At 32.4% G+C, this 14443-nt stretch carries 10 protein-coding genes; 2 read left to right on the top strand and 8 right to left on the bottom strand.

The window, feature by feature from the left end; translation table 11 throughout:
* Positions 1-55: 55 nt before the first annotated feature.
* Both ASO14_RS04050 and pepF read left to right on the top strand, forming a co-directional pair.
* The gene (locus tag ASO14_RS04050) at positions 56-355 is read left to right on the top strand and encodes a hypothetical protein (RefSeq protein ID WP_068451745.1); all 300 of its coding nucleotides are present in this window, start codon (positions 56-58) and stop codon (positions 353-355) included.
* Positions 356-422: 67 nt separating this feature from the next.
* Positions 423-2228 (top strand): oligoendopeptidase F, encoded by a 1806-nt coding sequence (gene pepF / locus ASO14_RS04045; protein ID WP_068451741.1) that lies wholly within the window; start codon positions 423-425, stop codon positions 2226-2228.
* Between the two features lie 169 nt (positions 2229-2397).
* On the opposite strand, the gene ASO14_RS04040 is transcribed toward pepF, so the two are convergent.
* The 8 genes from ASO14_RS04040 to leuS form a co-directional block, all read right to left on the bottom strand.
* Positions 2398-2943 (bottom strand): hypothetical protein, encoded by a 546-nt coding sequence (locus ASO14_RS04040; protein ID WP_068451738.1) that lies wholly within the window; start codon positions 2941-2943, stop codon positions 2398-2400.
* Positions 2944-3046: 103 nt separating this feature from the next.
* Entirely contained in the window at positions 3047-4330 is a 1284-nt protein-coding gene (gene dcm, locus ASO14_RS04035) for a DNA (cytosine-5-)-methyltransferase (RefSeq protein ID WP_068451735.1), read from the bottom strand.
* 29 nt (positions 4331-4359) lie between these two features.
* Complete coding sequence (locus ASO14_RS04030) at positions 4360-5346, bottom strand: restriction endonuclease PLD domain-containing protein (RefSeq protein ID WP_068451732.1); 987 nt, start codon at positions 5344-5346, stop codon at positions 4360-4362.
* Positions 5347-5348: 2 nt separating this feature from the next.
* Entirely contained in the window at positions 5349-6038 is a 690-nt protein-coding gene (locus ASO14_RS04025) for a DUF6339 family protein (RefSeq protein ID WP_068451730.1), read from the bottom strand.
* 1 nt (position 6039) lies between these two features.
* On the bottom strand, positions 6040-6987 hold the full coding sequence (locus ASO14_RS04020; protein WP_068451727.1) for a hypothetical protein: 948 nt from the start codon (positions 6985-6987) through the stop codon (positions 6040-6042).
* 2 nt (positions 6988-6989) lie between these two features.
* Positions 6990-9023 (bottom strand): hypothetical protein, encoded by a 2034-nt coding sequence (locus tag ASO14_RS04015; RefSeq protein ID WP_068451726.1) that lies wholly within the window; start codon positions 9021-9023, stop codon positions 6990-6992.
* Positions 9023-11803 carry a Z1 domain-containing protein gene (locus tag ASO14_RS04010; protein ID WP_231726981.1) on the bottom strand — a complete coding sequence of 927 codons (2781 nt, stop codon included), beginning with the start codon at positions 11801-11803 and terminating at the stop codon, positions 9023-9025. The genes ASO14_RS04015 and ASO14_RS04010 overlap by 1 nt, the downstream gene beginning before the upstream one ends.
* Positions 11804-11990: 187 nt before the next feature.
* Complete coding sequence (gene leuS / locus ASO14_RS04005; protein WP_068451725.1) at positions 11991-14408, bottom strand: leucine--tRNA ligase; 2418 nt, start codon at positions 14406-14408, stop codon at positions 11991-11993.
* Between the last annotated feature and the right edge of the window lie 35 nt (positions 14409-14443).

Here is a 14443-nt window from a genome sequence, read left to right as displayed (position 1 = left end):
CTTGAAACAAAATTCAAAGTCATTCGTATATTTACTAACGAAAGGATGGATGTGTATGTTTTTTGTAACGACATTAATTGCTTTTTTATATGAAGCCTATCTCGCAATTCCGATTGTAGGAGGAGCTACAGTACTTGCTACTGGCTATGCAACTGTATGGGTTGCTCTTGTCATTCATGCCATTGTACTCATCGTTCGTATGGGGACAATCCAATCAAAAGTAGTTCCAATCATTGCGATTTTCTTAACTTGTTTCACATGGATTCCTATACTTGGGTGGGGTATTCATCTATGTATCGCAATTCTTTACTTCATTGATTTATTGCTCGGGAAATATTCAATTCGTCGACTGTAATCATTTACTTCACAATCCGAAATATTTAGAATATAATGAAAAGACTAAATATAAGGAGTGAAGTGATATGAAGTTACCTGTTCGTGAAGCTGTGCCGTTAGAAGAAACTTGGGATTTAACACGTTTAGTCAAAGATGAAGATGAGTTTAATGAAAGAGTTGAGGTATTGTTAGAAGCTGTACATCAATTCCAAGTAAATTATGAAGATCACTTAAACGCTGCTACATCGATTGCACAAGCACTAAAAGATTACGAAAAAATCTTTGAGCAATTTGTGATTGTGCATACATATGCCAATCTCTCATGGGAAACAAACCAAGGCGATGAAGCGGCGCAAGCACGTGTCTCTCGCATGAATCAAGTGACGGCGACTCTCTTTAGTAAGACATCTTTTTTCAAAACAACATTACTAAGTACATCTGAGGACGTATTGAATGAAGCAGTTGAACAAGCACCTCACTTAAAACATTTTGTAGAAGACATCTTACGAAAACAACCGTACCAATTACACCCAGAAGTCGAAAAGGCATTCGCATCACTTAATGTCGCTTTTGATGCACCTTATGCACTCTATAATGCAACAAAAGCACTCGACCTTCGCTTCCCTGATGTTGACGTAGACGGTGAACAGTTCCCATTAAGCTATAGCTCATTTGAAAATAATTGGGAACAAGAAGTCGACTTCAGTAAACGTCATGCAGCTTTCCAAACATTTTACGGGAAATTGCGTGATTATGAAGCAACAACCGCAAAAGCCTATGATACACAAGTACAAATTGAAAAACGTATGGCGGATTTACGTGGTTTTGATTCTGTCTTCCATTCTCTACTCCACGAACAAAAGGTGACGGAAAATTTATACCACAGACAAATTGATGTCATTATGAACGAATTAGCACCGCATATGCGCCGCTATGCTAAGTTACTTCAAAAAGTGCATGGACTCGACCAAATGACTTTTGCTGACTTAAAAATCTCACTAGACCCTGAGTATGAACCGACTGTTACGAAAAAAGAAGCCGAAAAAATGATTTTAGAAGCATTACAACCAATGGGTGAAAACTATACAAAGATGTTGCAACGTGCATATGATGAGCGCTGGATTGACTATGCACCGAATGAAGGCAAACGAACAGGCGCATTTTGTGCAAGCCCTTATGGCGCAAACTCGTACATCTTGATGTCATGGAATAATCATATGAGTAATGTTTTCACACTCGCACATGAGCTAGGACATGCGGGGCATTTCCAACAAGCCTATCAAAAACAAAATGTTTTTGACGGACGTGTATCACGTTACTTTGTAGAAGCTCCTTCAACATTGAATGAACTACTAGTCGCAGAACATCTCGTTACAACAAAAGAGGATCTTCGTTTTAAACGCTGGATTATTTCAAATATGGTATCAAAAACGTATTACCATAACTTTGTAACACACTTATTAGAAGCGGCGTATCAACGCGAAGTATATCGTATTGTTGATGCAGGTGGTGCTGTCACAGCGAAACGCCTCAATGAATTAAAACGACAAGTGCTGGAACAATTCTGGGGTGAAGATATTCTTATCAATGAAGGTGCTGAACGCACATGGATGCGCCAACCACATTACTATATGGGCTTATATCCGTACACATACAGCGCTGGCTTAACGATTGCTACACAAGTAGCACAACGAGTCATCCATAAAGACGAAAACGCCGTAGACGACTGGCTACGCGTTCTACAAGCAGGTGGCACAACCACACCTGAAGAACTCGCTAAAATGGCAGGCGTTGACGTATCAACAGATGAACCACTCCGCAACACCATCGCTTATATCGGACAACTGATTACACAGTTGGAAGAACTAACGGAGGAGTTAGAAAAAGCATAAACAGAGAAAACCCGTAACGACTGCAATCGTTACGGGTTTTGTTATATTTTCTATTCATATTGTACCCATATACTTCAAATAAAGATTAAAATTCAAACTAAAAATACACTATTTTTTTCTCTTGATATAATGACTAATAAAAAATGTATTTAATAAACTATATTCAATACTATTCAAATTTGGAGAAATCGTTGATGTTAGAAGAGAAGTTTATGTATCCTTTAGAACTATAAACCTCATTTGAATTTTTCATATTAAAACCAATGTTTACTCTTCCATCTGGCATTATATTGAATTGATTGATTAAATTTTTAAATTCTGTTTTATTCAAAACTATATGTATAAAATCTGAATTATCTGTTAACAAAGTAAAGATCGCTCCATCACTTTTTTCAATTGCATTTTCTCTTAATGTAAACCAATGAGTTTCTTCATTTTTATGGTTTTGAAAACTAGAAAATTTAGTAATTAACTTTAATTTATCTCCATGTTTTTCAAATAATTTAAATTCACTTCCTACCATACGTATTGTTTTCAGCTTTGATCCAACTCTTATTATTAAATCTTCATTAATTCGCTTTTTTATAGTTAATTTTTCATCTAAATTTCCTTGTATTAATTCCATTTCTTTTAATATATTTAAGGCTTCTTTTTTATTTTCATCTAACTTATTAATTAACATTTTCTGCGCCTCAATAATTTTATTTAAATCCATCTTAAAACCTCCTAAATTTTACTTACGTTCTAAATAAAATATCTACACAATCAAAAAAAGAAAAACTATTCTGTATTTCCTAGCTATAGAAAACGAGTAAAGTCTATAAGACTTTACTCGAATTGCAATTCACTTTAGCTTTCTCTGATTCAAGAATAGAATCAATTTCATCAATTTGTTTAAATATACTTTCTAACACATCTACCACAATACTATTACCTGCTAAGCGAATTAACTTCGACGTTGGCAAAATATACTTTGAATCATTAACTTTAATATTGTGCTCCATTAATAAATCAAATTGACTTTCTTTAAAGCCCATTAATAAGAAGCATTCTCTGGGTGTTAAGTTTCTATATTTTGTATTAATTTCTGTCAATACTAATTCATTATATTCAATTATACCTGAATTGGGATGACGATCTTGTTTTGTTGTTATAGTTCTTGCATAAAGATTATCGTATGCTTTATTATCTGAAGCTAAAATAACATTATTTTCATATATTTTTACTCTAGAAGGAGTTAAAGCTGGAGTGCTATCAATTGCCTCATTAAGATACTTTTCCACAGAGTAATCTAAACGAAGATATTTGCTAATTTTTTTACTTTTGGTCGGATCTAGTTGAAAAGATTCTAAATTATTAACAATAAAAAAATCATTCACTAGATTCTCTTCTTCTTTTGTACTAACTAATACACTTACGAGATAAGTACGAATTCTAGATTGCGGAACCCCAAAATCTCTCGCGTTTAATGTATATATTTGATTTACATAACCTAAACTTCTAAGAAATTCTTGCCACTCATTAAAATTCCCAATATGTTTTTCAGAAAGAATATTACTTACATTTTCCATCAATAAAAATTTTGGAAGACCTTTATCTTCTTCCACAAATTCTTTTAGTATTCTTTCAATTTGCCATAACAAAGTTGATCTATTATTGGCATCTCGATCTATACCACCTGTATTTTTATGCCAATGCCCACTAACTGACAAATCTTGACATGGAAATGAATAAGTTAATATATCCGCTTCTGGCAAATCTCTTGCTTTCACTGCTGTGATATCTACTAGGTTGTTATTTCTTTCGATTGCACAAAGTATAGACTTCATCTGAATAACACTCATTGAATTTAATGCTCTTTCACTTAGGGGCTCTTTTCCATCCCCTGATAAGTTATATTGTTGTAGCTCAGAAATCAACGAAAGTTTCGTATGATGTCTATAAGGGGTTAGATCTTGAGGTCCATTATGAATAATGTCATATGCATACATTGCTCCAATTTCCCATTCTACTATTGCTTCCACACTATAATCAATATTACTATTCTTAAGAGCTTGTACTTGGCTTCCAATGCCACTAAAAGTTTCGATAAGTCTTAACATCGAATACTTCAACCTCCTAAAAACTATACTTAACTAACTTCAAAATTCAATATATATCTACCTTCATCTAACTTTTCAAATAGAATAGTATTTCTACCATATAAATCTAAATCAGTTTTACAAATAGGTCTATTTTCAAAAATGCCTATTCTATTTCGAATATAATTAAGTATGTCAAATTCTATAAACCTAATTTTTTTACTAAAAGCTCCAAACAATTCTGCTTCAATAGTTATACCATCATCTGTGATAATCTTAAATCTTTCTTTAGATGGTAATACTTCTGAAAAAGACTTACCTGGACCCTGTTGTAAATAAGATTCACCATCTCCAAATATACCATTAATCCCTGAAGTCGACCAGCGTGGATCATGCTCTTTTTCTTTAACTATTTCAACTTCAACACTGTTATATTGCTTATAACTTAAACTATTTCGCCATTTTTTAATTAATGTTATATTTTTCTCAACTGTATTCTCGATATCTTTTTCTAAAGAAGGTGAGTCATAATTAACTTCTTGTTCAAAAATAAACTGAGGGAGATTGTCTACTTTATAAAAATCAATATAATTTGAAACTTCATCAGAAGTACATAAAAGTGAATTTCTCTCTTGCTCAGCAAAAAATATTTGCGAATCAAAATGGACTTTAGCCATAATTTCTTTTTGATCACCAAAACCATTAGAAGAAAAATTTGCAGAACCAATATAAGTAGATTCTGCAAATTCATCACTAAATTTCAAGAGTTTAATATGTGTTGGTACACCTTCGATTTGATAATACACTTTTACCAAATTACTATTCAAAGTTAGATTTTGATAAATTCTATGGTCTTCTTGTGAAATTCCTTGCGTTGACATTCCTATAAAAACTTTTAAATTAAGTAGGGGAAAATCCGTCGTTACTTTTTTTAAAAAATCGCCTGATGAATAACCTGTTATTACATCTAAATGACTAAAATTCATTGCTTCAATTTCAAGAATATTTTCGTATAATTTTTTTGAAAAAACCGCCACATTTATGCACCCTTTACTGTTTCAAAAAGCTCTGTTACATATTGCTTAACTCCACCTTCAACTAATTCAGGGGAAGTCGTCATTATTCTAGCTGTATTTAATTTCAAAATATTTCTAAATAAATCTCGATCTGAATCACCATATCTATGATATTGAAGCATTATTTCTCTATACATCTCTACATAATATCCTACTCCTGGACGTTCTACTAACTGTAGAATTGTGTCCGTCGAATTATTTTTTAAGATTTCATAAGTTTGTTTAGAGTCATTTTGCCACGATAAATGAATGTACCACCAAATTGTTTTTAGCCAAATTCTTCTCGGTGTCTTATAAAAGTGATCTGCGTTTAATGACCACCTAGAATGTACAATATCAGGAACTATGCAAACTGATAAATATCTCCAAACATCATCATCTGTAGCAATTCGATTTGAAAACCCAATAGATTCATTTAATATTTCATATAACTTTAATCCAAATAGTAAATCAAAATTATAGTCTAATTTATTCGCGCTATCCATTCCGTGCTCTTCAAAAATATCATTTCTTGCAGCTATTAAACTTTCTCTAAGTTCAGTGAATTTTTCATTTACACTAATAGGTTCGACAGATTTTGATTTAACTACCAAGCATTCAAAATCTTTTTTCGCACTATTTATATCGTATTTAATAGCACTCCAATTAATCATTTTATCCTTCTCCTTCCATCATTTCTTTATCCCAATACTTTCTAATTGAGTTTGAAACAGAGGATATTGAAGATATATCGACTTCAAATGTTTCAACCCAATATTTAACAGCAGAAAGAATTGTATCATTTCTATCTTCAACATCTTCTAAACTTTTTTGTTCAATAATTAAAGTTTGAGAAATAATTATTGACATAGCTTGAATCATAATATCTCCCATCATAGACCTAGCTATTCTTGTTTTACCGTCTTTTAAGATATTAAATAGATAATGACCTACATTCAATTCTAAGTTCACATTAGCAATATCGAATGAATCATACTCTGCATCCGCCCAGTTACATTCTAATCTCCACAGTGGTCCATTTTTGTCATTAAATTCACTGATTGGAAAAATAGAACCTTCTCCGTCCACTATCAATATAAAACTATATAAATCATCAGAAGTAAGGACCATTCCAACAGACGAAGCTTGTAATGGATTACAATGCTTTAATTCTTTTAAAAATAAAAAGAAGTCAAATTGAATGCTCCCTCTTAATTCGCCTTGTGAAAACGAATGTTGAAATTCTAAACTTAACGGTTGTGTTTGATTTTCTATAGTACCTATATCTATAGTTTTTTGGAAACTAGCGGTTTTGGAGTAGCAGTGGACACCCAAACCTATTTTACTACCTTCTAATGCTAAGCTATTTTCTCCAAATAAATAATTTGGTTTCAGAAATTTAAATGTTTGAGATATATTCATATTATGTTCGGTGGGTGACCAATTAACATCATATTCATTTACATTGATTACATCTATATAAGAATCATCTAAAGTGATTTTTCTATATTCATCATCTAAATTATAAGTAATCTGCGGTTTTTCAATTTGAATATTAACTAACTCTGCTAAATTATTATCTAATTTTTTATATAACGAAATTTGATTTGTTGAATTTTGCATTATTAATTATCCTTTCCTACCTGATTCTCACTTTTTATCGATAAGACAGGAATATATTGAGTTGATTGTGTCTCTAATATAAAACTTCCTTTAACAACAGTACTCTTTTCACCTTCATAATTAATATGGATTGAAGATTGATCTTTTTCATTGATTATAATAGTTAGTTCTGGAGTTATTTCAGTTTCATCAAATGAGTTTATATTTTTTTCAACATCTTTTTCAATCTTTAACTCCTTAATAGAGAAAGGGAATTTATTACTTTCTCCAAAAGTTTTATTCCAAACTATAGAATCCATAAAACCATCTTGGGAATTTATTTGAACAAGCACCTTACTAATACTTACAGGTTTCAATAAAATTTCGAACTCTACTTTAACATGAGAAGTATCTATTAAAGTAGTTGAAATAATATCTATTTCACTTCGTTTAGATTTTGTAACTCCTTCATTATTAATTTTGCGTGTTCCACTTTTTCCCCTAGATGCCTTACCATAATTTTTAGGCGGCATTAGTTGCTTACCAAACTTTCTTGATAACCCTGAAGTTACCGAGCTTCTAGCTGAATCATTATTATCTTGATAGGTATCTCGAATTGCTTTAAGTAAATATTTTTTAGTTCTTTGAATTAATGTTATTCCATGCTCATCTTCCCAATTTGCATGATCTGAATTTTCTATTGCTCTTAAATAACTTTCAACATTTAAATATCCTTTATCTTGATGCATTTTAGATAATTCACTGGATGAACATGGTACGAAACAACCAATTAACATATGATTATCTTTTTGTACATCTTCAGATGGTGACCAATCACCATCCACATTAAACTCCACCACCATACCAGGCTTTCTACAATATGCGATTACTTTAGAGTTATGATTTTCTATTTTATTTTTATCTTTTATACCAAAGTAAGCTAAAGGAGAGTGATTGTTTCTAGGTGGTATCATCCCTGCATCTTCTCTACTTACTTCAGAAAAAGCAATATGACCAATAGGTTTACCATTTGCTTTTAAAGCTTCTCTTGGTATAACTACTTCTTTGACAATAATTTTATCATTGGTAGAAGAACCTTTTAATGCCGAGTTGTATATCTCTCTAAATAAAACAAAAATATTTTCCATATTTGGAGCAAATTCATCTGAAATCAATTTCCCATTCACTGAACAATATAATTTACTGTTTCCTAATTCTTCAAGATATATTTCGTTACTTATTCTTGGAAAGTACCATCTTTGAATAGCCATTTCGACTTCATCTTCTCTACTATTCTCCCAAGGAACTTCTAAACCACTTTCATTATTTTTATATTTATTCAAATAAGGAATAATAATTGTTGTCCCTGTTTCTTGATTAGTATAATTGTTCAAATTAAAAATTTTTAATATTTCACTTATTTCTTCACTATTCGTAATTGGTAGTATTTTTTCACCTGTTTTATCGTATTCTCCCCACCATGCTATCCCTCGTTCACTTCCAGGAAGTACTCTATTTTTAGATTTAGGACTTTCAATTAAAGAAGCTATAAGTCTTTCTTCAAATGTACCATCTTGATTTTTGACTCTTGTATAGTAAAAAACGATACCTATCCCCATACGGAAATAACTAGTCTTTCCTAGTCCCCAACTACCACCCGCACCTTCCTTACTTTGATTTTTACCAATACCAAAAACTAATTTATGGAAATTGCTACCATTTAAAATTTCTTGGTTGTCTGATATATAATCACCTGTTAACCCTGTAGTATTTTTATCACTGATAGCAATAAAGTGTTGTTCTCCTGGATAATTTTCTTTTAATTTCTGTTCAATATTTTCTAGATGTGGAGATAATAAATTGGAATCAAAAGTATTAATAGTAAAATCAACCTTTGTAATATCCGATTCTTCCAACGAAGCATCTAAGCTATTTTGTAAGGACTCGCGTACCATTAAATCAATTTCAGGTAATTTATTATTTTGTAAAGATCGTAATATTGCATCACCATCTTGTGCCATACTTTGCACATCATTTGGTGCCATCTTTAACTTCATTATTCTTCCTCCTCAAGATATTTTGATTCATCAATAAATTGATTTTCAGCTATTTTAATATTTGCAGAAACATAAGTTGAAAATTGGGTTTTCCGTGTTTCTCCAGGAATCATGATATTTAAGCCAATAATATCATGTGTAAAATTCAGTGGTTCTCTATTTTTTGACTTTATAGTTGCTAATTCTTCTTTAGATAGAGTACCTTTATCCACTTTATAGATAATTAATTGAGGAATATTTGCATAACCGTATTTTTCACGAATCTTTTGAATATCCTCTACCTTTGCACTTCCTTTTTCTTCTTGTGTTAATTCTTCATCAATATCTGAAAGCAAATCGCTTGGAACTCTAAGTACACCAATATTTGAGATTTCTTCAGTACTTCTATTTTTTAATTGGGTACGTTTAGAAGCTTTTGGAGAGTAACCGTGTATATTCCAACTATCCTCTTCTGTTGCCTTTTGATTCTTTATTTCTCCGACACTAGAGTAAATAACATTCCAAGAAGGTAGTTTATTTTCATTTTCTTCTAACCAATTCAATAAATTAGGTAAATTAGACATTTTAATATCCATATTGCATACTTTATAGTTCTCTAAAAATTCTTTGACCGCTTCACTAGGAACATTATTCCAAATCATCTTACTATTATTAATTTTAGGTGTTTTTAACGAATTCATAAACTTCTTAGCTTGTGATAAATTATTTTGCAAATCAATTTCGTTTCTCTCAAAATAAATTGTTTGTGAATTAAAACCTGCAAAGTTAAAATCTGTTTCTTCTGCAGATTGGCTCTTATTACTTGAAGTAATTCTAATTAATTTTCGATCTGGTGATTGTTTTACTTTTGGAGCATATTCTAATGGTGTCAGTCCATTTTCTTCATAATTTTTTATTTCTCTTCTTAATTCTTCATTAATTTGAGAAATAAATTCAAAACGCTGATTCGCAGAAACGTCTAACCATACTCTTGGAAAAATCTCATAACCTTTACGATACCCAAACCATCTAGCCATTTGCAATAACGTATCTGCTTGGTTAGTTGTTCTTAAAAAATAAGTTGATGTTAGCCCCTCTAAAGTAAGCCCTCGTGAAAGGGTATTTCCTCCAACAACAATAAATGCTGGTGCATGAGTAGGCATATTTTTTCCTGTTGGATATACTAGTCTAACAATTTGGTTGTCTGCTTTAGATTTGCTATTATCAATCGTTAAATGAATACCATTATGATATTTTGGTTCTCCTTCTTCTCCTAATAAAATATGACTCACATACTCTTTTCCATCATATCGTACTAATCTTATTAAATATCTTTCAATTTCTTCCCAAGATGGATAGTCAGGTATTTCTTCAATGGTTGAATAACCTTTCATTGCCTCTATAAACGTATTTTTTTTAAAATCGATTATTTCATTTTCATACAAAACTTTAATATCTTTGATTATTTTAGAAAAATTATTTTTTATTTCTATTAAATATTCTTCAATTTTTTTGGCAATTATTTGATGATGAGAAATTTTAAAACTAGTATGTACTAACATTGTTATAGGTTTTTTATAATTTAATGCCCTCATTCCTGCCACTGTAATAAGATACCAATGAATCGAATCTTTAAAACTTTGTGGCAAGTCTGTACAGTTCTCTCCTTGTTGTAATTCCTCAACATCTATTTTATCCTCATTTGTTATTTCTCTAATGATATTTATTTTAGGGTGAGTTTCAGGAGATTCAATACCAAATATTTCTTTCGGACCCATGTAATCTTCTGATGGTTCAAGTAATGTAATAAAATCTTTTGGATATAGTGATTCTTTAGAAGTTTCATTCAATATATTAGCAAAAGGTGTTGCAGTATAAGCAATATAATTTACACTACCAAATACTTTTGAATTTACCAAATCTAATAGTTGCTCATTAATTGCTGAGTTGGTCTCTTCCTCGATATTTTTAGTATTTATACTTGCTTGGTCTGCTTCATCATCTATAATTAATATTTTCATTTGTTTTGCTTTATTAGGATCTGATTTTAACCATTTTATAAGGCTTTGCAACCTACTTTTATTTTTTAAGCTAACTGTAAAATATCTATTTTTGCTTTTTTCTACATCTAATTGAAATTTTTCAAGTTGATGTCCTGGATTAGAAGAACTTAAACTCGGTTTATCAACTTGAATCCAATGCAAGTTTCCTCTACCAGAAGAGTTCATATCATTAAATAAACGAGTTGATGTTTGTTGCCTTAAATTTTCAATTACGCCAGATAAAACAATAAAGTAATTAAATCCGTTATCTGCTGCCATAGCCATTAAACCAGCCATATTTGCTGTTTTACCTGACTGAACGTTACCTATTACCAAACCTTTAACGGCACCTGTTTCAGATGTATCGGTTGAAAGATGCTGTAAAATTTGAAAAGATGTTTGTTTTATACTTGCTATAGATTTTAAAGACCATTTTTTATTTCTTAAACTGTTTTCATATAATTTCCAAGCAGAATATTTCTCTGTAGGTATTTTCACATTATTCTTTGTTGCTTCACCTAATTTTACTACTCTTGAATTTTTATCAATACTCATTAAATAATCAACAATCTCCACCCATTCTTCAACAGAAGATATATTAATAACAGACATGTCTTTTAATACATTTATTTTCATTTGTGACTCTTCCGTTCCTGAATTACCGAATTTATTTCTTATTTCTTCCCAGCTGAGCTTTTCTTTTTCTCTTAAAGTAGTTTCAATGTACTCAATTTCTCTTTCATACTTTATAGCATCCACTGTTAACACTCCTAGTATTCAATATATTCTTTAATTACAATTCTAACATAACTAAATATTTTTAATAGATATATTTTACTATTTTTTTGCCATATCATAATTTTAAAAGTTGCTTTTATCAAAATCCAATCAAAAAACCGTAACGCTACAGTTTTTCTGTACACGTTACGGTTTTCTTTTTACACTATTATTTCGCTACAATATTAACTAATTTACCTGGTACAGCAATTAATTTTTTAATTTCTTTACCGTCGATGTGTTCTTGTACGTTTTCATTTTCAAGTGCAGCTTTTTCAAGGTCTTCGCGTGAAGCGTCTTTTGCTACAAGTAGTTTCGCACGTACTTTACCGTTGATTTGAACAACGATTTCTACTTCGTCGTCTACTAGTTTTGTTTCATCATATGTTGGCCATTCAGCATATGTGATTGATTCTGTGTGACCTAGTTTCGCCCATAATTCTTCTGCAAGGTGTGGTGCGATCGGTGATAACATTTTTACGAAGCCTTCTGCATAAGCTGTTGGTACAACTTCTGCTTTGTAACATTCGTTGATGAATACCATCATTTGTGAAATTGATGTATTGAAACGGATGTTTTCATTGTTATCTGTTACTTTTTGAACTGTTTGGTTGTACACTTTTTCAAGTGTTGTGTCGTTCGAATCTTGAATCTTATCTGCTAATTCACCTGTTTCCTCATTGATGAATAAACGCCAAATACGATCTAAGAAGCGACGTGCTCCGTCAAGTCCATTTGTAGACCATGGAATCGATGCTTCAAGTGGTCCCATGAACATTTCGTATAAACGAAGTGTATCTGCACCATGTGATTCGATAATATCATCAGGGTTTACAACATTCCCTTTTGATTTTGACATTTTTTCGTTACCTTCACCAAGAATCATCCCTTGGTTGAATAATTTTTGGAATGGCTCTTTCGTTGGAACAACGCCTAGATCGTATAACACTTTATGCCAGAAACGAGCATATAGTAAGTGAAGTACTGCGTGTTCTTGTCCGCCAATATAGATATCAACTGGTAACCAGCGTTTTAATAGCTCTGGGTCTGCGATTGCTTCTGTATTGTGTGGATCGATATAGCGTAAGAAGTACCATGATGAACCTGCCCATTGTGGCATTGTGTTCGTTTCACGACGACCTTTCATACCTGTTTCAGGGTCTACAACATTTACCCACTCTGCGATATTCGCAAGTGGTGATTCACCTGTACCTGATGGGTGAATATCTTTTGTCTTTGGTAATTCAAGTGGTAGTTGATCTTCTGGAACTGTTGTAATTGAACCATCTTCCCAATGGATAATTGGAATCGGTTCACCCCAGTAACGTTGACGAGAGAATAACCAGTCACGTAAACGATACGTTACTTTCTTCTCACCCACTTTATTTTCTTCCAACCAAGCGATGGCTTTTTGAATGCCTTCTTCTTTATCAAGTCCATTTAAGAAGCCTGAATTAATGTGTGGACCATCTTCTGTGAATGCCGCTTCTTCAATGTTGCCGCCTTCTAATACAGGGATGATTGGTAAGTCGAATTGTTTCGCAAACTCGTAGTCACGCTCATCATGTGCTGGAACAGCCATGATTGCACCTGTACCGTATGAAGCAAGTACATAATCTGCAATCCAAATCGGCACTTCTTGACCGTTAATTGGGTTGATTGCATAAGCACCTGTGAACACACCTGTTTTTTCTTTTGCAAGGTCTGTACGTTCAAGATCTGACTTCATCTTCACTTGATCTAAGTAAGCTTGTACTGCTTCTTTTTGTTCTGGTGTTGTGATGTCTTTTACAAATTCATGTTCTGGCGCTAAAACTGTGTAAGTTGCACCGAATAATGTATCTGGACGTGTTGTGAATACGCGGAATTGCTTATCTGTTCCTTTAATTTTAAAGTCTACTTCCGCACCTTCAGAACGACCAATCCAGTGGCGTTGCATATCTTTAATATTTTCAGGCCAATCCACATCTTCTAAATCGTCAATTAGACGGTCTGCATAAGCAGTGATTTTCAGCATCCATTGTTTCATCGGACGACGTTCTACTGGATGTCCACCACGCTCTGATTTACCATCGATGACTTCTTCATTTGCAAGAACTGTCCCAAGTGCTGGGCACCAGTTTACAGCTACTTCATCAATGTAAGCTAATCCCTTTTTATATAATTGGATGAAAATCCATTGTGTCCACTTGTAGTATGAAGGGTCTGTTGTATTAATTTCGCGATCCCAATCATAACTAAAGCCAAGCTCTTGGATTTGGCGTTTGAACGTTGCAATGTTTTGCTCTGTAAATTCAGCAGGGTCATTCCCAGTATCCAGTGCATATTGCTCTGCTGGTAAACCGAACGCATCCCATCCCATTGGGTGAAGTACGTTGTAACCTTGCATACGTTTGAAGCGAGATAAAATATCTGTCGCTGTATAACCTTCAGGGTGTCCTACGTGTAGACCTGATCCTGATGGATATGGGAACATATCAAGTGCATAAAATTTTGGTTTTGAATCGTCATTGACTGTTTTAAAAGATTGGTGTTCATCCCAATACTTTTGCCACTTCTTCTCAATCTCTTGATGATTAAAGCTCATGTTTTTTCCTCCTTTAATATAAGAACGCATTCACC

The organism is Kurthia sp. 11kri321 (genome assembly GCF_001534765.1).
Classification (GTDB): domain Bacteria; phylum Bacillota; class Bacilli; order Bacillales_A; family Planococcaceae; genus Kurthia; species Kurthia gibsonii.
The sequence above is the reverse complement of the archived record's forward strand: the minus strand, read 5'-3'. Positions and strand labels throughout refer to the sequence as shown.